General features: G+C 64.2%; 22 protein-coding genes. 15 read left to right on the forward strand and 7 right to left on the reverse strand.

From position 1 onward, the window contains the following. The first annotated feature begins 120 nt into the window (after positions 1-120). From bfr to hemP, 13 genes are all read left to right on the forward strand, one after another. Positions 121-597, forward strand: coding sequence for a bacterioferritin (gene bfr, locus BLV60_RS05440; RefSeq protein ID WP_007830763.1), 477 nt, complete (start codon positions 121-123; stop codon positions 595-597). A 121-nt stretch (positions 598-718) separates the two neighbouring features. Beyond that, positions 719-1,363, forward strand: a complete 645-nt coding sequence (locus BLV60_RS05445; RefSeq protein WP_093051127.1) for a PepSY-associated TM helix domain-containing protein — start codon at positions 719-721, stop codon at positions 1,361-1,363. A 72-nt stretch (positions 1,364-1,435) separates the two neighbouring features. Further along, positions 1,436-1,936 carry a DUF2271 domain-containing protein gene (locus BLV60_RS05450; protein ID WP_371127353.1) on the forward strand — a complete coding sequence of 167 codons (501 nt, stop codon included), beginning with the start codon at positions 1,436-1,438 and terminating at the stop codon, positions 1,934-1,936. Positions 1,937-1,988: 52 nt separating this feature from the next. Continuing rightward, positions 1,989-2,798 (forward strand): DUF4198 domain-containing protein, encoded by an 810-nt coding sequence (locus tag BLV60_RS05455; protein WP_093051130.1) that lies wholly within the window; start codon positions 1,989-1,991, stop codon positions 2,796-2,798. Between the two features lie 14 nt (positions 2,799-2,812). Further along, entirely contained in the window at positions 2,813-3,817 is a 1,005-nt protein-coding gene (locus BLV60_RS05460; RefSeq protein ID WP_093051133.1) for an FAD:protein FMN transferase, read from the forward strand. Next, positions 3,814-5,178: a sulfite reductase subunit alpha gene (locus BLV60_RS05465; RefSeq protein WP_093051845.1), complete on the forward strand. Its 1,365-nt coding sequence runs from the start codon at positions 3,814-3,816 to the stop codon at positions 5,176-5,178. Before BLV60_RS05460 ends, BLV60_RS05465 begins: the two co-directional genes overlap by 4 nt. 231 nt (positions 5,179-5,409) lie before the next feature. Next, positions 5,410-7,806, forward strand: coding sequence for a catecholate siderophore receptor Fiu (locus tag BLV60_RS05470; RefSeq protein ID WP_093051136.1), 2,397 nt, complete (start codon positions 5,410-5,412; stop codon positions 7,804-7,806). 91 nt (positions 7,807-7,897) lie between these two features. Then, complete coding sequence (locus tag BLV60_RS05475; RefSeq protein ID WP_093051139.1) at positions 7,898-8,578, forward strand: Fe2+-dependent dioxygenase; 681 nt, start codon at positions 7,898-7,900, stop codon at positions 8,576-8,578. Positions 8,579-8,693: 115 nt separating this feature from the next. Beyond that, positions 8,694-8,966 carry a (2Fe-2S)-binding protein gene (locus tag BLV60_RS05480; protein ID WP_093051142.1) on the forward strand — a complete coding sequence of 91 codons (273 nt, stop codon included), beginning with the start codon at positions 8,694-8,696 and terminating at the stop codon, positions 8,964-8,966. A gap of 92 nt (positions 8,967-9,058) precedes the next feature. Next, positions 9,059-9,769 (forward strand): energy transducer TonB, encoded by a 711-nt coding sequence (locus BLV60_RS05485; protein WP_093051145.1) that lies wholly within the window; start codon positions 9,059-9,061, stop codon positions 9,767-9,769. Between the two features lie 22 nt (positions 9,770-9,791). Then, a complete protein-coding gene (locus BLV60_RS05490; RefSeq protein WP_093051148.1) occupies positions 9,792-10,508 on the forward strand; it encodes a MotA/TolQ/ExbB proton channel family protein in 717 nt (238 codons plus the stop codon). Between the two features lie 5 nt (positions 10,509-10,513). Then, a complete protein-coding gene (locus tag BLV60_RS05495) occupies positions 10,514-10,927 on the forward strand; it encodes an ExbD/TolR family protein (protein ID WP_007830740.1) in 414 nt (137 codons plus the stop codon). Between the two features lie 95 nt (positions 10,928-11,022). Further along, positions 11,023-11,235, forward strand: coding sequence for a hemin uptake protein HemP (gene hemP / locus BLV60_RS05500; RefSeq protein WP_093051151.1), 213 nt, complete (start codon positions 11,023-11,025; stop codon positions 11,233-11,235). Positions 11,236-11,417: 182 nt separating this feature from the next. Here the strand turns inward: hemP and BLV60_RS05505 are convergent, their stop codons facing one another. Then, positions 11,418-11,825, reverse strand: coding sequence for a GlcG/HbpS family heme-binding protein (locus BLV60_RS05505; RefSeq protein ID WP_093051154.1), 408 nt, complete (start codon positions 11,823-11,825; stop codon positions 11,418-11,420). Between the two features lie 164 nt (positions 11,826-11,989). Here BLV60_RS05505 and BLV60_RS05510 point away from each other — a divergent pair, with 164 nt between their 5' ends. Beyond that, on the forward strand, positions 11,990-12,691 hold the full coding sequence (locus tag BLV60_RS05510) for a Bax inhibitor-1/YccA family protein (RefSeq protein WP_093051157.1): 702 nt from the start codon (positions 11,990-11,992) through the stop codon (positions 12,689-12,691). A gap of 60 nt (positions 12,692-12,751) precedes the next feature. Here the strand turns inward: BLV60_RS05510 and rlmD are convergent, their stop codons facing one another. Genes rlmD through surE form a run of 5 tightly spaced genes read right to left on the reverse strand, consistent with a single transcriptional unit; the run spans position 12,752 to position 17,729 of the window. After that, positions 12,752-14,188 carry a 23S rRNA (uracil(1939)-C(5))-methyltransferase RlmD gene (gene rlmD, locus BLV60_RS05515; RefSeq protein WP_093051159.1) on the reverse strand — a complete coding sequence of 479 codons (1,437 nt, stop codon included), beginning with the start codon at positions 14,186-14,188 and terminating at the stop codon, positions 12,752-12,754. A 30-nt stretch (positions 14,189-14,218) separates the two neighbouring features. Then, the gene (locus tag BLV60_RS05520) at positions 14,219-15,265 is read right to left on the reverse strand and encodes a sigma-70 family RNA polymerase sigma factor (protein ID WP_093051163.1); all 1,047 of its coding nucleotides are present in this window, start codon (positions 15,263-15,265) and stop codon (positions 14,219-14,221) included. A gap of 4 nt (positions 15,266-15,269) precedes the next feature. After that, positions 15,270-16,184: a peptidoglycan DD-metalloendopeptidase family protein gene (locus tag BLV60_RS05525; RefSeq protein WP_093051166.1), complete on the reverse strand. Its 915-nt coding sequence runs from the start codon at positions 16,182-16,184 to the stop codon at positions 15,270-15,272. A gap of 11 nt (positions 16,185-16,195) precedes the next feature. Then, positions 16,196-16,969 carry a protein-L-isoaspartate(D-aspartate) O-methyltransferase gene (locus BLV60_RS05530; RefSeq protein ID WP_093051169.1) on the reverse strand — a complete coding sequence of 258 codons (774 nt, stop codon included), beginning with the start codon at positions 16,967-16,969 and terminating at the stop codon, positions 16,196-16,198. Between the two features lies 1 nt (position 16,970). Next, positions 16,971-17,729 (reverse strand): 5'/3'-nucleotidase SurE, encoded by a 759-nt coding sequence (surE, locus tag BLV60_RS05535; protein WP_093051172.1) that lies wholly within the window; start codon positions 17,727-17,729, stop codon positions 16,971-16,973. A gap of 128 nt (positions 17,730-17,857) precedes the next feature. Here surE and BLV60_RS05540 point away from each other — a divergent pair, with 128 nt between their 5' ends. Further along, the gene (locus tag BLV60_RS05540) at positions 17,858-18,844 is read left to right on the forward strand and encodes an NADPH:quinone oxidoreductase family protein (protein WP_093051175.1); all 987 of its coding nucleotides are present in this window, start codon (positions 17,858-17,860) and stop codon (positions 18,842-18,844) included. 84 nt (positions 18,845-18,928) lie between these two features. Here the strand turns inward: BLV60_RS05540 and BLV60_RS05545 are convergent, their stop codons facing one another. After that, on the reverse strand, positions 18,929-19,273 hold the full coding sequence (locus BLV60_RS05545; protein WP_093051178.1) for an H-NS histone family protein: 345 nt from the start codon (positions 19,271-19,273) through the stop codon (positions 18,929-18,931). Between the last annotated feature and the right edge of the window lie 69 nt (positions 19,274-19,342).

Consider the following 19,342-nt stretch of genomic DNA (forward strand, 5'->3'; position numbering starts at 1 on the left):
GAGGCCGCAATACGAACGTGTATCACCATCACACGCATGCAGACCGGCGCAGCATGGGATTGCTTGCAAGTGCCACCGCGCCCCTCTGACAATCACCGCTTTCAGAACAAGGAAAAAACCATGAAGGGCGACCCCAAGGTCATCGAACATCTGCAGGCGCAGCTCAAGAACGAGCTCACCGCGATCAACCAGTACTTCCTCCACTACCGCATGCTCAAGCACTGGGGTCTGGACAAGCTGGCGAAGAAGGAATACGAGGAATCGATCGGCGAAATGAAGCACGCCGACAAGCTGATGGACCGCATCTTCATGCTCGACGGCCTGCCGAACCTGCAGGACCTGGGCAAGCTGAACATCGGCGAAGACGTGCCCGAACTGCTGCGCTGCGACCTCGGTGCAGAAACCGGCGCGCAGGCCACCATCAAGGACGGCATCGCGCATTGCGAATCGGTGCGCGACTATGTCTCGCGCGATCTGTTGCAAGAGATCCTGGACGACACCGAAGAGCACATCGACTTTCTCGAAACCCAGATCGACCTGATCGACAAGGTCGGGGTGCAGAACTACCTGCAATCGCAGATGGGCGAACTCGAGTAACGCGAAGCTCTCGCACCAGCCAATCAACGGGACTTCGGTCCCGTTTTTTATTGCTTTACGTAACTTAACTCTGCACGAATAACAGTCATTCTCATTTGCACGGATAAAATCCGCGCCTTCGATGACTGCCACCCGCCCCGACAACCGCCGCCGTGCCTATTGGCTCAAGACCCTGCACGAATGGCATTGGGTGAGTTCGGCCATCTGCCTCATCGGCATGATCCTGTTCAGCGTCACGGGCTTCACGCTCAACCACGCGGGACAGATCGAGGCCAAGCCGGCCGTCACGAAATTGAGCGGTTCGATCGACGAAGCCCTTCGCGCGCAACTCGAAAAGCAGTTGCCCGCCGCCAAGGCCAGCAAGGGGAAAGCGCCCTTGCCCACCGAACTCCAGACCTGGGTGCAGACGCACTGGGACGTCGGCACCGCCGGCCGCGAGGCCGAGTGGTCGGACGACGAAATCTATCTGTCGCTCCCCCGCCCCGGCGGCGACGCCTGGCTGCGCCTGAGCCTGGCCGACGGCGAAATCGAATACGAGCGCACCGACCGCGGCTGGCTCTCCTACTTCAACGACCTCCACAAGGGCCGCAACACCGGCGCCGCGTGGAGCTGGTTCATAGACATCTTCGCGGGCGCCGCGCTGGTCTTCTCGATCACCGGCCTGTTCATTCTCAAGATGCATGCAGGCAACAGGCCGTTCACCTGGCCGATGGTGGGCATGGGGCTCGTCGTGCCGGTGCTGCTCGCGCTGATGTTCATTCACTGATTCATTCATCAATCGTCGATCCAGGAAAAGAGGTTTCCCGTGCACGTTCGCTATTCACTCGCACCGCTGGCCATGTCGGCGCTGTTCGCAGCCCCGGCCTTCGCGTCGGGACTGGCCGTCAACATCGAGATACCCCGGCTGAACGTCTCCGAGTACCACCGCCCCTACGTGGCGACCTGGATCGAGCGCGCCGACAACACCGTCGCCGGCACGCTGGCCGTCTGGTACGACGTGCGCACCAAGACCAACAACCCCGAGGGCGAAGGCACGAAATGGTTGAAGGACATGCGCCAGTGGTGGCGCCGCGGCGGCCGCGAACTCGCGGTGCCGGTCGATGGCGTGACGGGCGCCACCAAGCCCGCCGGCAAGCATCAGCTGAGCTTCACCGAAGGCACGGCGCCCATGCCCAAGCTCGCACCGGGCGCCTACAAGCTCGTGGTGGAAGCCGCGCGCGAAGTCGGTGGCCGCGAGGTCGTGAGCATTCCCTTCCAGTGGCCGCCGACGGCAGCCGCACAGCCAACTGCCACGGGCAAGGAAGAGCTCGGCGAGATCAAGCTCGAACTCAAGCCCTGACCTGCGCCGCACAGCCCCTTTCACCGCCAGCCCGTCACATCAAGGAACTGCCATGACCCATTTCAACCTGCGCGCTGCCTCCATCGCCATTGCCCTGTCAGCCGCCGCTTCGCTCGCCCAGGCGCACAACGCCTGGCTGCTGCCCTCTTCCACCGTGTTCTCCAAGGCCGACACCGTGAGCGTCGATGCCGCGGTGTCGAACGACTTGTTCGTTGCCAACCACGCACCGCTGCGGCTCGACGGCCTGCAGATCACCGCGCCCGACGGCAGCACCATCAAGCCCGAGACCGAAGCCAAGCTCAAGCTGCGCAACGTGTTCGACGTGAACGTGGCGCAATCGGGCACCTACCGCATCGCCGTGATCAATGCCGGCGCCTTCGCGAGCTGGAAGGACAAGGCCACGGGCCAGACCAAGCGTGCGCGCGGCACGGCCGAGACCATCGGCAAGGAAATCCCGGCCGATGCGCAGGACGTGACGGTCACCCAGTCGTCCGGCCGCATCGAGACCTTCGTGACGGTCGGCAAGCCTTCGGCGCTCAAGCCGACCGGCCAGGGGCTGGAACTGATCGCAACCGGCAGCCCGACCGACCTGGTCAAGGGCGAGAAGGCCACCTTCACGCTGAACCTCGACGGCCAACCCGCCAAAGGCCTCGAAGTGACGGTGACGGCAGGCAACACCCAGTACCGCGACAAGCTCGAAGAAATCAAGCTCAAGACCGACGACAAGGGCCAGTTCAGCGTGACTTGGCCGGCCGCCGGCATGTACTGGCTCGACGCCAGCACCAAGGACAACAAGACCACGGTGCCGCAAGCCAAGGAACGCCGCCTGAACTACGCGGCCACCCTTGAAGTGATGCCCTGACGCAGCAAGCCACCTTGGGCATTTCGTTCAGCACATGGCGCGCTGGCGGCTACGCCAACGCGGCCGTACCGCGTCCCGCCGATCCCGCGACCCTGCAGCAGCTTGGCGGGCAGACCATGGGCACGACCTGGTCGCTGCGCTTCGACAATCCGCGGATGCTGCCGCTGGCGCAGGTGCGCGCGGCCGTCGAATCGGCGCTTGGCCGCGTGATCGCGCAGATGAGCCACTGGGAGCCGGACTCGGACATCAGCCGGTTCAACCGGGCGCCGGCCGGGTCGCGGTATGTGCTGCCGGCGGAGTTCGCCGAAGTGATGCGCTGTGCTTCCCGATGGGCAGCAGCCAGCGGTGGTGCGATCGATCCGACAGTCGGTCCGCTCGTCGCTTGCTGGGGCTTCGGCCCCGAAGCGCGTGAAGGCGGCCTACCTGCTGCAAAGGCCCTGGCCGATGCGCGTGCGCGCGTCGGCTGGTCGCGGCTGGCCTTCGATTCGGTCGATGGCTCGCTGCTGCAACCGGGCGGCGTCGCGCTCGACCTTTCGGGCATTGCCAAGGGCTTCGCGGTCGACCACGGCGTCGAGGCGCTGCGCGCACTTGGCCTTGTCGACCTTCTCTTTGAAGTCGGCGGGGAGTTGCGAGGCACCGGGCAACGTCCCGGTGGGCAGCCCTGGCAAGTGCTCGTCGACGGCGACCCGACCAAGGCGCGGCGCGTTGCGCTCGCCGACATGACCATCGCCACTTCGGGCGACCGCTGGCATCGGCGCTCGCACGAAGGGCGCCACTGGCCGCACACCATCGATCCGCGCACGGGCGAGCCTGTCGCTCATGCGCTGGCCAGCGTCACCGTGCTGCACGTGGAATGCATGCAGGCCGACGCGCTGGCCACCGTGCTGACGGTGCTGGGCCCGGACGAAGGATTCGACTTTGCGCAGCAGCACGACGTTGCCGCACTGTTCGTGAGCCACGGCGACGCATCGCCTGCGGCAAAGGCCACGCGCGCGTGGCCCGCACCGGCCCGGGCATGACCGACCTCACCTTGCGCGCGCTGGGCGCGGGTTCCACCGTGGTGGTGTATGCGGCGCTTTGTGCATCGATCTACATGCGCGAGCGCAGGCGTCAAGCCGCTGCCGCACGCGACGCCGTGGCGCTCTCGGGGAACGGCGACGAGCCCCCCGTTCTCGTGCTGTTCGCCAGCCAGACCGGACAGGCCGAAGCCATCGCCTGGCAGACCGCGCGGCAGCTGAGCGCCGCAGGCATGCCGGCTCGCGTGATGGAGCTGAACACGCTCGATGCCCCGACGCTTGCCGCCGCGCGGCGTGCACTCTTCATCGCAAGCACCTACGGCGAAGGCGACGCACCTGATGGCGCCAGCCTGTTCGCCGAACGCGTGATGATGGATTCGCCACCCAAGCTGCCTTCGCTGCGCTATGCCGTTCTGGCGCTGGGCGACCGCCAGTACGCCAACTTCTGCGGCTTCGGCCGCGCGCTCGACGAGTGGCTGCTTGCGACGGGCGCCAAGCGCGAGTTCGATCGCATCGAGGTCGACAACAGCGACCCTGCTGCATTGGCCGCATGGCAGGCGCAATGGGGCGATACGCCGGCGACCGACGACAGCGCGACGACTACCAGCTTCACGCAGTGGCGGCTCACTGCACGCGAGCGGCTCAATCAAGGCAGTGCGGGCGCACCTGTCTTCCACCTCGGACTTGTGCCGCAGGCCGGTGCGATGCCGCATTGGGTTTCGGGCGACCTGGCGCAGGTGGCGGTGGCAAGCGATCCGGCCCGCCCGCGCGACTATTCGATCTCATCCGTGCATGCCGACGGCGAACTGCAATTGCTCGTCCGGCAGGAGCAGCATCCCGACGGGACGCTTGGTGCTGCGTCGGGGCTGCTCACGTCCACCCTCAGCATCGGCGACACGGTGGCCTTGCGGCTGCGGCCTCATCGGGGATTCCGCCTGGACGGCAACGAAACGCGGCCGCTGATCCTCATCGGCAACGGCACCGGCCTGGCCGGTCTGCGCGCGCACCTGCGGGCCCGTGCCGCCGCGGGCAGGCACGACAACTGGCTGGTGTTCGGCGAACGCCAAGCCGCCCACGACTTTCTTTACCGCGAAGAAATCGAAACCTGGCAGGCCAACGGCGTGCTGCAGCGGCTCGACATGGTGTTCTCGCGCGATCAGGCGGAGCGCTTCTATGTCCATCACCGGCTGCTGCAGTCGGCCGACGCCTTGCTGCGGTGGCTGCGCGACGGTGCGGCCGTCTATGTCTGCGGAAGCTTGCAAGGCATGGCGTCGGGCGTGGATGCTGCGTTGCGGCAGATTGCGGGCGAGGCATTGGTGAGTGAGCTGACGGCCAGCGGACGCTATCGCCGCGACGTCTATTGAGGCCCGCACGCTTGCTTCAGTTGCGCGATAGCAACAGAAAGCAAAACTTTCGGATTAGAAAGTGCTCCATCTGCGCTTCTCCGTATTGAGAAACAATATCATTCGCAGCGATTTACAAACGCTTTGTAAGTCGACTCACCCAGCCAGTCCGCCCTCGCTTCTCCAGAAAACGCAGGCCGCCAGGACATCGCCAGTCGAGTCCTGCTGCCGCCCTTTTCGGAGAAGAACTTCATGGCCTACATCAAGAGCCGCAAACACACCGTTTCGCGCGCCGTTCCACACCTCTCAGGCGCTGCCGCCGCCACGCTGATGGCCATTGCGGCCCCAGCCGCTCTCGCCCAATCGGGTGGCGCACTGCCTGAAGTCCGCGTTCAGGACTCCACTGCCGCCGACTACAAGACCGACAACTCGTCGAACCCCAAGTTCACGGCTCCTCTGGTGAACACGCCCCAGACCATCCAGGTCATCAAGGAACAGATCATTCGCGACCAGGGCGCGACCACCCTGACCGAGGCGTTGCGCAACACGCCCGGCGTGGGCACCTTCTTCCTCGGGGAAAACGGCAACACCAACACGGGCGACGCCGTCTTCATGCGCGGCTTCGACAGCTCGAGCGCGATCTTCGTCGACGGCATCCGCGACCTGGGCTCGGTGTCGCGCGACGTGTTCAACATCGAACAGATCGAGGTCGTGAAGGGCCCGTCGGGCACCGACGTGGGCCGCACCTCGCCCACCGGCTACATCAACCTCGTCACCAAGAAGCCCAAGCTCGAAGACAGCTTCCTTGGTTCGCTGAGCTTCGGCAGCGCCGACTTCAAGCGCGGCAGCGTCGACTGGAACAAGTCGCTCAGCAGCGCCAACGGCATCGGCGCGGCGTTCCGCCTGAATGCAGTAACCGAAGACGGCGGCGTGGCCGGCCGCGATTTCGTCAAGAACAAGCGCACGGCGATCGCCCCGTCGCTGGCCCTCGGCCTGAACAGCCCGACGCGCATCTTCCTCGACTACCTGCACGTCAAGCAGAACAACATTCCCGATGGCGGTGTGCCCACCATCGGCCTGCCGGGCTACAGCACGCCTGACGCCACCGCGATCACGCGCGGCCTGGCGCGCCGCACCTACCTGAACGCCGCCGCGCGCGTGGATTCGAGCAACTTCTACGGCACCAGCTCGGACTTCGACAATGTGACCGCGGACATGTTCACCGCGCGCATCGAGCACGACCTGACGCCCGACATCACCATCCGCAACACCACGCGCTACGGCAAGACCTCGCAGGACTACATGCTGACGTCGTTCATGGGCGGCGGCCTCACGGCGTCGGCAACCGGTGTCGGCCAACTGCCGGCCGCGAACGCGGGCTTCCTCAACACGGTGATCCCCACGATTCCCGCCAGCTGGACCGTCACGCGCAACCTGCCCACCAACAAGGACCAGGAAAACACGATCTTCACCAACCAGACGAGCGTGTCGGCCAAGTTCAACACCGGCAGCATCAGCCACTCGTTCAACGGCGGTCTCGAATTCATCCGCGAGAAGCAGACCGCCAACAACTACTACGCTGCGGGCTACCCCAGCGTAGGCACCACGCTAGCAGCAGCCGGTTCGTGGCCAGCCGCCAACCTGTACAACCCGAACCCGTACGTGAGCGGCTACAACCGCATTGCCAACGGCACCGGCTCGGACGGCAGCACCGACACCATCGGCCTCTACGCCTTCGACACGCTCAAGTTCAACGAGCAATGGCAGTTGACCGCCGGCCTGCGCTATGACCACTACTCGACCACGTACAACGCCACCGCACTGACGCTGGCACGCACCGGCAACGGCCCGCAGACCTCGACGATCACGCCGACCAACCTGAAGCTGTCGGACAACCTGCTCTCCGGCAAGATCGGCCTGGTCTACAAGCCCACCGAGAACAGCAGCGTCTACGCGGCCTACGGCACCGCCGCACAGCCGCCGGGCGGCGCCAACTTCCAGCTGGCCGCCAGCGGCACCGGCAACAGCGCCGGGCGCACCGACTTCCTGCCGCAGAAGGCCAAGACCTACGAGGTCGGCACCAAGTGGGACGTGATGAACAAGCGGGTGGCCCTGACGGCGGCGCTGTACCGCACCGACGTGAGCAACGAAGTCGTGCAGGACGCGGTCTCGCAGCAGTACTTCCAGACCGGCAAGAAGCGCGTGCAGGGCGTCGAGCTGGGCGTATCAGGCGCGCTGACCGACAACTGGGGCGTGAGCTCGGGCTTCACCACCATGAACACCCGTGTGGCGAGCGGCCCCTCGGTGCTGGCCGATGGCTCGACCGCCCTCGCCTACACGCCGAAGAAGGCCTTCACGCTCTGGACCACCTACCAGTTCCCGTTCGGCCTGACTGTCGGCGGCGGCGCCCGCTACAACGGCAAGCTGCAGCGCGGCACCGACGGTGCGGTGGGAACGCCGGCGTACGTCGATTCGTACTGGGTGTTCGATGCGATGGCCTCCTATCGCATCAACAAGAACATCGACATCCAGCTGAACCTGTACAACCTGTTCGACAAGGACTACGTGGCGGCCATCAACAAGAGCGGCTACCGCTACACGCCGGGCACGCCGCGCTCGGCCAAGATCACCGCGAACTTCGCGTTCTGACGGTCCTTGCGCGCGCCGGGCTTGCCCGGTGCGGTGCGAAACTCGAGCCCCGGCCCGCGCCGGGGCTTTTCTCATTGCGGAGTTCCTGAAAATGATGCTGCATGTGCCCGAAGTGCTGAGCCCTGACCAGGTGCGTGAAATGCGCACCGCACTCGATGCCACGCAATGGACCGACGGGCGCGAGACGGTCGGCGCACAAGGCGCGCAGGTCAAGCGCAATCGCCAGTTGCCGGAACAGTCGGCCGTCGGCCGGGAGCTGGGCAACATCGTGCTGGCCGCGCTGGCCCGGCACTCGCTCTTTTTCTCGGCAGCGCTTCCGTCGCGCTTCGTGCCGCCGCTGTTCAATCGCTACGAGGGGGGCGAGCATTACGGCGTTCATGTCGACGGTGCGGTCCGTGCTCTGCCCGGCAGTGGTCAACAACTGCGCACTGACCTGTCGTGCACCCTCTTCCTGTGCGACCCCGAAGACTACGAGGGCGGCGAACTGGAGGTGATCGACACCTACGGCTCGCACGAAGTGAAGCTGCCGGCCGGCGATCTCATCCTCTACCCGGCCAGCAGCCTGCATCGCGTTCACCCTGTGACCCGGGGAGCGCGGATCTGCTCATTTTTCTGGCTGCAGAGCATGGTGCGAAACGATCAGCAGCGCAGCATGCTGTTCGAGCTCGACCAGAACATCCAGAAACTGCGCGCGCGCCTCGGCGAATGCGAGGAAACGGTGGCGCTGACCGGGCACTATCACAACCTGCTGCGGCTCTGGTCGGAGGTCTGATTCCGGGGGAACAAGATGTTGCATGAATCAGTAACACATAGTTATTGCAAATGCGATGGATTCTTATTTATAATCGACCACATCCAACAGCCAGCCAACTGCCGCTTTCACAGCCATGATCGTTTGCGTCTGCCGCCGAGTCTCCGACCGAGAAATCGCACGCCACGTGCGGGCCGGCATGACTTTTGACGAAGTGCAATTCGAACTTGGCGTGGCCACCCAGTGTGGTCAATGTGAAGGTTGTGCGCGCGATATCGTCGCGCAGTGCAGCGCTTCGCATCCGGTCGCCGCGCTGAATTGCGATTCGGGTCCGAGAGCGATCCAGCTTGCCAACTCCATCAAGGAAAGCAAGGCATGGAACTCGTCTCGGCACTCGGCGGCAGCCTGATTCTGGTCGCAGGTTCGGTCTGGTGGATCTTTCGCAAGTAGCGCGCGTGGCGTCTTCGTAGCGGTTTTGCTGCAATCGGGGCACCTTTCGCGGTGCCCGCATTCGAATGGTTGATCGTGTCTGACCGCTTTGCTCCCCCCCCATCCGTCCTTGGCCTTTCGCGCAATGTCGTCATTGCCGGCGGTGTCATCCTGTTTCACGCGGCCGCGCTCTGGGCGCTTCAAAGCGGATTACTGCGCCGCGCCGCCGAAGTGGTGATTCCCGTCGAGATACTGAGCCAGTTCGTCGAGCCACCGAAGCCGAAGGCGGACCCGCCTCCGCCGCCCCCACCACCGCCCCAACCCAAGGTGACCAAGGCGCCGCCTCCACCGCGGCCCCAGGCCATTCGCGAGCCAAAGCCAACGCCGGCGCCCATGGCGCCCGTCGGCGTCACGGAACCCCCGCCACCGGCAGCGCCGCCGGCACCTCCCGCTCCACCGGCGCCGCCCGCGCCGCCACCTGCACCCCCGGCTCCGCCGGCCGTGCAGCTGCCATCGAGCAACGCCGACTATCTTCAAAACCCGAAAGCCACCTACCCCGCCATGAGCAAACGGCTCGGCGAACAGGGCAAGGTGATCGTGCGAGTGCTCGTCGGTGTCGACGGCCTGCCCAAGAGCGCCGAGGTCAAGAAATCCAGCGGCTTCGATCGCCTCGACGAGGCGGCCGTGGAATACATCATGAAATGCCGGTTTGTGCCCGGCAAGGTCAACGGCGTGGTGCAGGCCATGTCCTATGACGCCCCCGTCAACTACGTCCTGAACTAATTTTTCTCTGGAGCAACTTCGTATGGATTCCCAATTTGGCTTGATGAACGTCTGGAATCAGGGCGATTTCGTCACCAAGGCCGTGGCGGTGCTGCTGGTCGGCATGTCGCTCGCGTCGTGGATCGTGATCATCGTCAAGGCACTCGATGTCGTCCGCTACAAGCGCCTTGCCAAGCATTCGCAGGACTTCTGGCACAGCGAAGACTTCGCCACCGCGCTGAACAAACTGGGCAAGGACGACAGCAACCCCTTCCGCGCGCTGGCCCTTGAAGGCCGCGAGGCGGCAGCCCACCATCGCAACACCAAGGCCCATCTGCACGATGCGCTCGACGTGAGCGACTGGATCACGCGCGCACTGCGCAATGGCATCGACGCCTTCACTGCCCGACTGCAGACCGGCCTCGCGATCCTGGCTTCGGTCGGCTCCACCGCGCCGTTCATCGGCCTGTTCGGCACTGTCTGGGGTATTTATCACGCGCTCATGAGCATCAGCTCGGCCGGCCAAGCGACCATTGACAAGGTGGCTGGCCCGATCGGTGAAGCGTTGATCATGACAGCGCTCGGCCTTGCCGTGGCCATTCCCGCGGTGCTGGGCTACAACGCCCTGGTGCGCGGCAACAAGTTCGTGCTGACCAAGCTCAACGCCTTCGCCCACGACCTGCACGCCTACTTCGTGACCGGCGCCCGCGTCCAGAGCGGCAGCGGCGATGCCGTCGTGGTTCCGCTCAAGAAGGGCTGAGCATCATGGCTTTCGGAACGCAAGACGAACCCGATGAGGTGATGAACGAGATCAACATGACGCCGCTGGTCGACGTCATGCTGGTGCTCCTCATCATCTTCATCATCACCGTGCCGGTGATGAAGCACGCAGTCAACATCGACCTGCCGCGCGCTTCCAGCGAGCCAGAGCAGCCCAAACCGCAGAACATCCTGTTCAGCGTCACGGCTGACGGTTCCTACTACTGGAACGAACAGAAGATCGACGACAGCGAGCTGCCCAACCGCCTCGCCGCCGAAGCCGCCAAGGAACCGCAGCCCGAGCTGCATATCCGCGGCGACAAGGCCGTGCGTTACGAGCGCGTGGCCAAGGCGATGTCGGAAGCCCGTGAAGCCGGTGTGCGCAAGATCGGCTTCATCACGGAGCCTGAAGCGAAGTGATCTGAAATCGCAAGCCAAAAAAAGTTGATCGCGACGATTGACTTTTTATTGCGAATCATTATCATTCACTCATCGCTTCGATAAGGGAACTCCAGATGCCAGCCACACCGAATGCCTTTTCTGTCCTGAACCATCCTTCGCTCGACCAGTCGGGTGGCGGCCATGCGTCCATCCAGGCAACGCGTCCGGTGCCGATGGTCGAAAGCACGGAGCTTCTGAAAGGAAGCAAGACCGTGGGCATCATGCACAACGGTTCTCTCTATCGGCTTCAAGCCACCAAACTCGGCAAGCTGATCCTGACCAAGTAAGTCGTCCAGCCCGCCCTTCGCGCAAGTTTCATCGTGGGGCGACTCAAGGAGATTCATCTCCGAAGGGTCGTTTTTTGCTAGCCAACGGTTCGCCGACTAGCCAAGCTTTTTTTCACGCTGAAGCAGCCCAAAAGAAAACGCCGACCTCGAAGTCGGCGTTTTGCTTTGTGCGGAAGAAAAACTCAGAGGCCGAGAGCCGCAATGCCCGCCTTGGCAATCTGGGCATCTTCATTCGACTTCACGCCGCTCACGCCAACAGCGCCGATCACCTGGCCGTCCTTGACGATCGGCACGCCGCCTTCGAGCAAGCCCTGCACTTCGGGAGCCGTCAGGAACGCCGTGCGGCCGCCGTTGATGATGTCTTCGTAGACCTTGCTTTCGCGCCGGCCCATGGCTGCCGTGTGCGCCTTGGCAGGAGCGATGTGCGAAGACAGCGCCGCGGCGCCGTCCAAGCGCTGCAGCCAGAGCAGGTTGCCGGCGTCGTCCGAGATCGCGATCGTCACCGCCCAGTTGTTCTTCAGGGCCTCGGCTTCAGCCGCTGCGGCAACGGCCTTGACGTCGGCGAGTTCGAGGAAAGATTTGGTCTTCATGATGAGCTCAGTTTGCGTGAAAACCCGACAGCATAACGGCCATGCTGCCAGGGGTGTCTTCAGGGCTTGAGAACACCCCGCATACGGTCTTTGCGACACCCCCTCTTGCAGCCCCCTAGAATGCGCCCAACTGCGTCATTGCAGCAATCACAGGAGCTCCGGCCATGAACGACCGCGTTACCACCCTAGATACTTCAACAGGCTACGGCCAGCCGCTGGCGCAGGCTGAACGCCAGCGCGTACTGCGCAACACCTACTGGCTGCTTGCACTGAGCATGCTGCCCACCGTTCTGGGCGCCTGGGTCGGCGTGAGCACCGGCATCACCCGCTCGCTCACCAGTGGCCTGGGCCTCATCGTCTTCCTCGGCGGCGCCTTCGGCTTCATGTTCGCCATCGAGAAGACCAAGAACTCCGCCGCCGGCGTGCCGGTGCTGCTGGCCTTCACCTTCTTCATGGGCCTGATGCTGTCGCGCCTGATCGCGATGGTGCTCGGCTTCAAGAATGGCTCGGAACTCATCATGACGGCCTTCGGCGGCACCGCCGGCGTGTTCCTCGTGATGGCCTCGCTGGCCACGGTCATCAAGCGCGACCTGTCGGGCATGGGCAAGTTCCTGTTCGTCGGCGCGCTGGTGCTGATGTTCGGCGCCATCATCAACGTGTTCGTTGGTTCGACCACGGGCATGCTGGTCATCTCGGTGGCTGCCATCGGTATCTTCTCTGCCTACATGCTCTATGACCTGAAGCAGATCATGGACGGCGGCGAAACCAACTACATCAGCGCCACGCTCGCGCTATACCTCGACCTGTTCAACGTGTTCCAGAGTCTGCTGGCGCTGCTGGGCATCTTCGGCGGCGAGCGCGACTGAACGAACGAACAAGCGAGCGAATCGCGCTCACCAGAACAAAGGGCCCCGAGGGGCCCTTTTTCATTCCAGCTCGAAGACCGCTATCGACTCGACGTGCGCGGTGTGCGGAAACATGTTGACCACCCCCGCGAATGTGCAGCGGTAGCCCGCCTGGTGCACCAGCAAGCCGGCGTCGCGCGCGAGCGTTGAGGGATTGCAACTCACGTACACGATGCGCTTGGGCGGCGTCCAGCCATCAGTGCGCAACTCGGGCTGCTGGTGTAGGTCGGCCATGGCCTTGGCCAACGCGAACGCGCCTTCGCGCGGCGGATCGACCAGCCACTTGTCGGCGCTGCCATCTGCCACCAGCATCGCCGGCGTCATGTCGAACAAATTGCGCGCCACGAAGGTTGCAGGCGACAACGCACGGCGGGCCGACGTTGCGGGCTGATTTCGCTTGAAGTTGTCGGTCGCGCGCGCCACCAGCGTGTCACTGCCCTCGATGCCCAGCACCTCGCGCGCCTTGCTCGCCAGCGGCAGGGTGAAGTTGCCGAGGCCGCAGAACCAGTCGATCACGCGCTCGTCCGACTGCACGTCGAGCAGGCGCAGCGCCTTGCCCACCAGCGCCCGATTGATGTGCGGATTGACCTGCGTGAAATCGGTGGGCTTGAAGGGCATCGTGACGCCGAACTCCGGCAACCGATACGCCAGCGGCGTGCCGCCCTCTTCCAGCAGCTTCACGGTTTCCGGCCCCTTGGCCTGCAGCCACCACTGGACGCCTTCGTTATCCGCGGCAAAGGCCTTCAACCGATCGATGTCCGCACGCGAGAGCGGCTCGAGGTGACGCAACACCAAAGCGATCGTGCCGAGCCGCGTGGAATCGGGTGCGTCACCACAGGCCAGCTCGATCTGCGGGCATGTCTCGCGCGCATCCATCGAGCCGATCAACGCGCGCAGCGGCATCAGCATCTCGCTGACCTGCTTCGGCAGCACCGGGCACACCTGCATGTCGGCCAGGTAGCGGCTCTTGCGCTCGTGAAAACCGATCAGCACCGTGCCCTTCTTGACCACATGGCGCACCGAAAGACGCGCACGGTAGCGGTAGTGCCAGGCCGGCCCTTCGAGCGGCCGCAGCAGGTTGTCGGGTTTGACCTTGCCGAGGTGCCACAGGTTGTCTTCCAGTGCGCGCTGCTTCACGGCCACCTGGGCGGCTGCGTCCAGGTGCTGCATCTTGCAACCGCCGCAGGCACCCGTGTGCAGGCCGAAATGCGGGCAGCCCGGGCGCACCCGCTGCGACGATTCGCGGCGGATGGTCGTGACCGTGCCCTGCTCCCAGTTGTTCTTGCGGCGATGGACATTGAACTGCACTTCCTCGAAAGGCAATGCGCCTTCGATGAACACGACCATGCCGTCGGCCTTGTGCGCCACGCCCTGCGCATCGAGGTCAAGAGACTCGACCTGCAGCCATTCTTCGCCGGGATTCGTGGGGACTTTCTTTTCTTCGATGGATTCCGTCATCCCCCGATTGTCTCAGCGTGGCCGGCCCCCCTAGAACAGCGCGTCGCGGCCCACGCCCGAACGGGCCAGTTGGCGGCGCATCTTGGCCAGCGCCTCGTTCTGGATCTGCCGTACACGCTCGCGCGTGAGGCCGAGGCGCACGCTCAGCACCTCCAGCGTTTCGGGCTCGCGGTCGTGCAGGCCATAGCGCCCCTCCAGCACCTCGCGTTCGCGCGCATCGAGGGCGTGCACCCATTGGTCGAGCAGGCGCTCCACCTCGTGCGTGTGCGCCACGCCAGTCGGACTACTCTGCTCGTCTTCAGAAGCCACGGTATCGGCCAGCGTGAAGCCCTCGTCTCCCCGGGCATCGCCCGCATCCAGCGAGCGCGGGGCCTCGGACAGGGCCAGCAGGTCGGCCACCGCCTGCACCTCGCGGCCCAGCAGCGCGGCAATGTCTTCCACGCGCACGCCGTCGGGCCGGTGCGCAAGGAATTCGGCGTCGCCTTCGAGCGTGCGGCGAGCCCTCAGAACTTGCTGCAGTTCGCGCACCACGTGCACCGGCAGCCGGATCGCACGCGCCTGCGTCATGACGGCGCGCTCGACAGACTGGCGGATCCACCAGGTCGCATACGTGGAAAAGCGAAAGCCGCGTTCGGGCTCGAACTTGGTGATGGCGTGCATCAGGCCAAGATTGCCTTCCTCGATGAGGTCGGACAGCGGCACGCCCCGGCCCAGGTAGCTCTTGGCGATGTTGACCACGAGCCGCAAGTTGTGCTCGATCATCGATTGGCGCGCGGCGAAGTCGCCAGCCCGCGCGGCGCATGCAGTCTGGTATTCCTGCGCGGGCGTGAAGAGCTCGGTGCGCCGGACCTGGCGCAGGTAGATGGTCAGCGCATCCGCGCCCTCGCCGCCAATCAGTTCGCTCGCGACGCCATTGGGCAGCGCGGTGTCTGTCGACGACGGATCTACGCCTTCTTCTTGGGGACCAGCGCTCTCGCTGGTGAGCTCGCGCTGGCCCTTGCTGGAAGATGGGCTGCTGCCCCTGCCCGTCGACCCGCGCACAGGCAACAGTGTGCGGCGGGGGCGGGAGGCAGCCATGGCATCACCGGCCGGGCAGGTAGCGCGAAGGATCGACGGGCTTGCCCTGGCGGCGAATCTCGAAATGCAGCTTCACGCGATCAGCATCGCTGTTGCCCATCTCGGCGATCTTCTGGCCCTTCTGAACCGACTGGTCTTCCTTCACGAGCAGCGTCTGGTTGTGCGCATACGCCGTGAGGTAGGTATTGTTGTGCTTCAGGATGATCAGGTTGCCGTAGCCACGCAGGCCTGCGCCTGCATAGACCACACGACCGTCGGCGGCGGCCAGCACGGGGTCGCCCGCCTTGCCACTGATGTCGTAGCCCTTGTTCTTGGCTTCGTCGAAACCTGCGATCAGCGAACCGCTGGCGGGCCAGATCCAGCCGAGGTCTTCATCACCCGAGTTGCCGCTGCCAGGACTGGCCGGGGAAGCCGTAACGGGAGCCGGTGGTTTGCTCGCACCGCTGGCAGGCGTCGTAGGCACCACCGCAGGCTGCGGCGTCACAGGCTTCGTGACCGCACCTTCGGAAGAAGTGGCCGGAGGCGTCGCGGGCGCGGCCGCAACAGCCGTTCCCGAACCAACTGGCGGAATCACGCGCAGCACCTGGCCGACTTCGATCAGGTCTGGGTTATCGATGTTGTTCCAGCGAACGATGTCCTGCCAGCGCTGGCCGGTTTCATTGCCGATACGGCGGATCGTGTCGCCCGGGCGCACAGCGTAGTAGCCAGGCTTGCCATAGTTTTCGATACCGGCGAGTGGCTTGCCGTTGGCATCTGTGGTGATGGGCGGGCCGCCGGGCACTGCTGCGCCTGGCGCGCGCGTCATGGTGCCGCGGTCTTCGACCGGTGCCGGCCCACGCGGTGTGGAACAGCCCGCGATCACGAGCACAAAGGCCAACGTGACGCCAGCGAACCAACTCCGATTGCCAAAACCCTGCATTTGTTATTCCTTCAAGCGATACCTGATTTTAGGGGGACAAAGTGAACCGCCTCAAGAATGAGCCGCTCCAGTCCCCGTGAGGTCTTGTCGATGACGACAAGGGCTTGACCACCACTCGCTGATTGGGTTGGCGCCACGATGCGGCCGCCCACCGCGAGCTGCGCAATCCAGGCCTCGGGCACCGCCTCGCCGCCTGCCGCGGCAATGATGCCGGCATAGGGCGCGCCCTTGGCATAGCCGATCATCCCGTCGCCCAGCATCAGGTGCACCGTGGCCAGCCGGAAGTGCCGCAGGTTGGCGCGCGCTCGCTCGTGCAGGCCACGCAGGCGCTCGATGCTGTAGACCTCGGTCGCCACATGATTCAGCACGGCCGCCTGGTAACCGCAACCGGTGCCGATCTCGAGCACGCGGCCCAGTTTGTCCTGCGGCTTTCCTGCCAGTGCGGGTGCACCCATCAGCAGCTCGATCATGCGGGCCACCACGTTGGGCTTCGAAATGGTCTGTCCCAACCCGATCGGCAGGCTCGTGTCCTCGTAGGCCTGATTGACCAGCGCACTGTCGACGAAACGATGACGCTCCACGGCGCCCATTGCGCGCAGAACGCGCGGATCGGAAATTCCTTGTGCTGCAAGCCTCTGCACCATGCGCGCGCGCACGGCATCAGACGCCATCGAGGGCGTGGAGTGCACCAAGGGCTTGGCCGGCGCGGCGGGCATGCGCCCACGCGTGGCGGCAGAAGCAGTAGGTGTCAGGCGAACGGGGAAACTGGGCCGCTGTGTGGCCATGTCAGTTGCCGAGACGGGCCACCGTCTCGCGCCATTGGCCGAGGTTGGCGTGGTCGGTTAGGTCGATCTGCAGCGGTGTCAGCGCGATGTGGCCGGCTGCAGTGGCATGGAAGTCGGTGCCTTCGCCGCTGTCCTTGGCACCGCCCGCGCCGGCGATCCAATACATGGTCTCGCCGCGCGGACTGTCCTGCGTGATCACCTTCTCAGCCGCATGGCGACGGCCGAGCCGGCAGACCTTGACGGGCTTCAACTCGTCGAAAGGCAGGTTCGGCACGTTCACGTTGAGCAGGAAAGCACCGCCGTCGAGCATGCGTTCGCGTTCGATCTGCTGCACCAGTCGACGCGCCACCTGGGCGGCCGCATCCACATGTGCCCAGCCCTTTTCGATCTGCGAGAACGCAATGGCCGGAATGCCGAACAGATAGGCCTCCATCGCCGCACCGACCGTGCCCGAATAGATGGTGTCGTCGCCCATGTTGGCACCGTTGTTGATGCCGGAAACCACCAGGTCGGGCCGATAGTCGAGCAGGCCCTTGAGCGCGATGTGCACGCAGTCGGCTGGAGTGCCGGTCACATAGCGAAAGCCGTTGTGCGCCTCGCGCACGTAGAGCGGTGCCGCCAGGGTCAGCGCGTTCGACTTGGCACTGTTGTTGTGCTCGGGTGCAACCACCTCGACCTCGGCGATGTCCTTGAGCGCGTCGTGCAGCGCGACGATGCCCGGCGCCTGAAAGCCATCGTCGTTGGAAATTAGTATCTTCATGGTGTCCTGGATGCGCTCAGATTGTAGGCGTCGGGTGCGTCGCAGCAGGGACAAGCCCACCCCACCGCGCCACCTATCATCGCCCGCATTCATTGGCCGAACATTACCTACCCGAAGGAGACCCGAGCATGCACGCATGGCTTTGCGAAAACCCCACCGGCGTCGACGCGCTGACCTGGAAAGAACTGCCGACACCGACACCGGGCCCGGGTCAGGTGCTGATCGAAATCAAGGCGGCGAGCCTGAATTTCCCCGATCTGCTGATCGTGCAGAACAAATACCAGATGAAGCCGCCCCTCCCCTTCGTGCCGGGCTCTGAATATGCGGGCGTCGTCCAGGCGGTCGGCGATGGTGTCACGCACCTCAAGGTCGGGCAGAACGTGGCCTGCCTTTCGGGTACGGGCGGCTTCGGCACCCATACGCTGGCGCCCGCGGCCCTGTGCATGCCACTGCCTGAAGGTTTCGGTCACGTCGATGCGGCGGCTTTCATCATGATCTATGCCACATCGTGGCATGCACTGATGGACCGCGCGCAACTCAAGGCCGGCGAAACCGTGCTGGTGCTCGGTGCGGCCGGCGGTGTGGGCACGGCGGCCATCCAGATCGCAAAGGCTGCAGGAGCCAAAGTGATCGCAGCAGCCTCCACCGACGAGAAATGCGAGCTTTGCCGTTCCATCGGCGCCGACGCGACGATCAACTACACGACGCATGCGCTGCCCAACGGTTTTCGCGACGCCATCAAGGCCGCCACCGATGGCAAAGGACCGGACGTCATTTACGACCCGGTGGGCGGTGATTTTGCAGAACCGGCCTTTCGCTCCATCGGCTGGCGCGGCCGTTATTTGGTCGTCGGTTTTGCGTCCGGTCCGATTCCGTCGCTGCCATTGAATCTGACGCTGCTGAAAGGCGCTTCGCTGGTCGGCGTGTTCTGGGGCGATTTCGCCAAGCGAGAACCCAAGGCCAATGCACAGATGATGGCGGAATTGGCGCACTGGTACGGTCAGGGAAAGATCAAGCCAGTGATCGACAGCACGATGCCGATGGCGGAATTGAAGGCCGCATACGCCCACATGGGTTCGCGCGGCGTTAAAGGAAAACTGGTGATGGTGAACTGAGCGCGTCACCCCTCAACGCCCAATAAAAAAGCCCGCGCATGCGGGCTTTTTTATTGGGCATCTGCCCAGCGAAAACAGGGGCACTTACTTGATCTCGTAATCAGAAAGCGACTTGCCTGCGGCCAATGCCTCAGTCACCCAACGCGGCTTGCGGCCACGACCACCAGACCAGGTTTCGCCCGTCGGGCCGCGGTATTTGGCGGCAGCCTTGGCCGGAGCGGCTCCCGCACTGCGCTTGGCCGCGCCCACACGGCCGGTAAGTTTCAGATCTGAAGCCGTCAAACCGTATTCGGCGATCTTCTTGCGCAGCTCTTCAACCACGCCTGCGCGTTCCTGGTTGCGCAGGTCTTCAGCCTGCTTGCGCAATTGCGCAATCTGCTCGTCATGCTTCTTGATCTGGGAATTGATATCGGCGAGGGTCGAAGCCATTGTTGGACTCCTGAAATTGAAAACGGGTGGATTTTAATTCAGTTTACATTTGCCACAAGTACCTTACCG

This window comes from Variovorax sp. YR634 (assembly GCF_900106655.1).
In the GTDB taxonomy this organism is placed as follows: Bacteria; Pseudomonadota; Gammaproteobacteria; order Burkholderiales; family Burkholderiaceae_C; genus Variovorax.

Coding starts and splice junctions, on each gene's coding strand:
- bfr (WP_007830763.1), top strand. CDS start 121: ATGAAGGGCGACCCCAAGGTCATCGAACATCTGCAGGCGCAGCTCAAG.
- BLV60_RS05445 (WP_093051127.1), top strand. CDS start 719: ATGACTGCCACCCGCCCCGACAACCGCCGCCGTGCCTATTGGCTCAAG.
- BLV60_RS05450 (WP_371127353.1), top strand. CDS start 1,436: ATGTCGGCGCTGTTCGCAGCCCCGGCCTTCGCGTCGGGACTGGCCGTC.
- BLV60_RS05455 (WP_093051130.1), top strand. CDS start 1,989: ATGACCCATTTCAACCTGCGCGCTGCCTCCATCGCCATTGCCCTGTCA.
- BLV60_RS05465 (WP_093051845.1), top strand. CDS start 3,814: ATGACCGACCTCACCTTGCGCGCGCTGGGCGCGGGTTCCACCGTGGTG.
- BLV60_RS05470 (WP_093051136.1), top strand. CDS start 5,410: ATGGCCTACATCAAGAGCCGCAAACACACCGTTTCGCGCGCCGTTCCA.
- BLV60_RS05475 (WP_093051139.1), top strand. CDS start 7,898: ATGATGCTGCATGTGCCCGAAGTGCTGAGCCCTGACCAGGTGCGTGAA.
- BLV60_RS05480 (WP_093051142.1), top strand. CDS start 8,694: ATGATCGTTTGCGTCTGCCGCCGAGTCTCCGACCGAGAAATCGCACGC.
- BLV60_RS05490 (WP_093051148.1), top strand. CDS start 9,792: ATGGATTCCCAATTTGGCTTGATGAACGTCTGGAATCAGGGCGATTTC.
- BLV60_RS05495 (WP_007830740.1), top strand. CDS start 10,514: ATGGCTTTCGGAACGCAAGACGAACCCGATGAGGTGATGAACGAGATC.
- hemP (WP_093051151.1), top strand. CDS start 11,023: ATGCCAGCCACACCGAATGCCTTTTCTGTCCTGAACCATCCTTCGCTC.
- BLV60_RS05505 (WP_093051154.1), bottom strand. CDS start 11,825: ATGAAGACCAAATCTTTCCTCGAACTCGCCGACGTCAAGGCCGTTGCC.
- BLV60_RS05510 (WP_093051157.1), top strand. CDS start 11,990: ATGAACGACCGCGTTACCACCCTAGATACTTCAACAGGCTACGGCCAG.
- rlmD (WP_093051159.1), bottom strand. CDS start 14,188: ATGACGGAATCCATCGAAGAAAAGAAAGTCCCCACGAATCCCGGCGAA.
- BLV60_RS05520 (WP_093051163.1), bottom strand. CDS start 15,265: ATGGCTGCCTCCCGCCCCCGCCGCACACTGTTGCCTGTGCGCGGGTCG.
- BLV60_RS05525 (WP_093051166.1), bottom strand. CDS start 16,184: ATGCAGGGTTTTGGCAATCGGAGTTGGTTCGCTGGCGTCACGTTGGCC.
- BLV60_RS05530 (WP_093051169.1), bottom strand. CDS start 16,969: ATGGCCACACAGCGGCCCAGTTTCCCCGTTCGCCTGACACCTACTGCT.
- surE (WP_093051172.1), bottom strand. CDS start 17,729: ATGAAGATACTAATTTCCAACGACGATGGCTTTCAGGCGCCGGGCATC.
- BLV60_RS05540 (WP_093051175.1), top strand. CDS start 17,858: ATGCACGCATGGCTTTGCGAAAACCCCACCGGCGTCGACGCGCTGACC.
- BLV60_RS05545 (WP_093051178.1), bottom strand. CDS start 19,273: ATGGCTTCGACCCTCGCCGATATCAATTCCCAGATCAAGAAGCATGAC.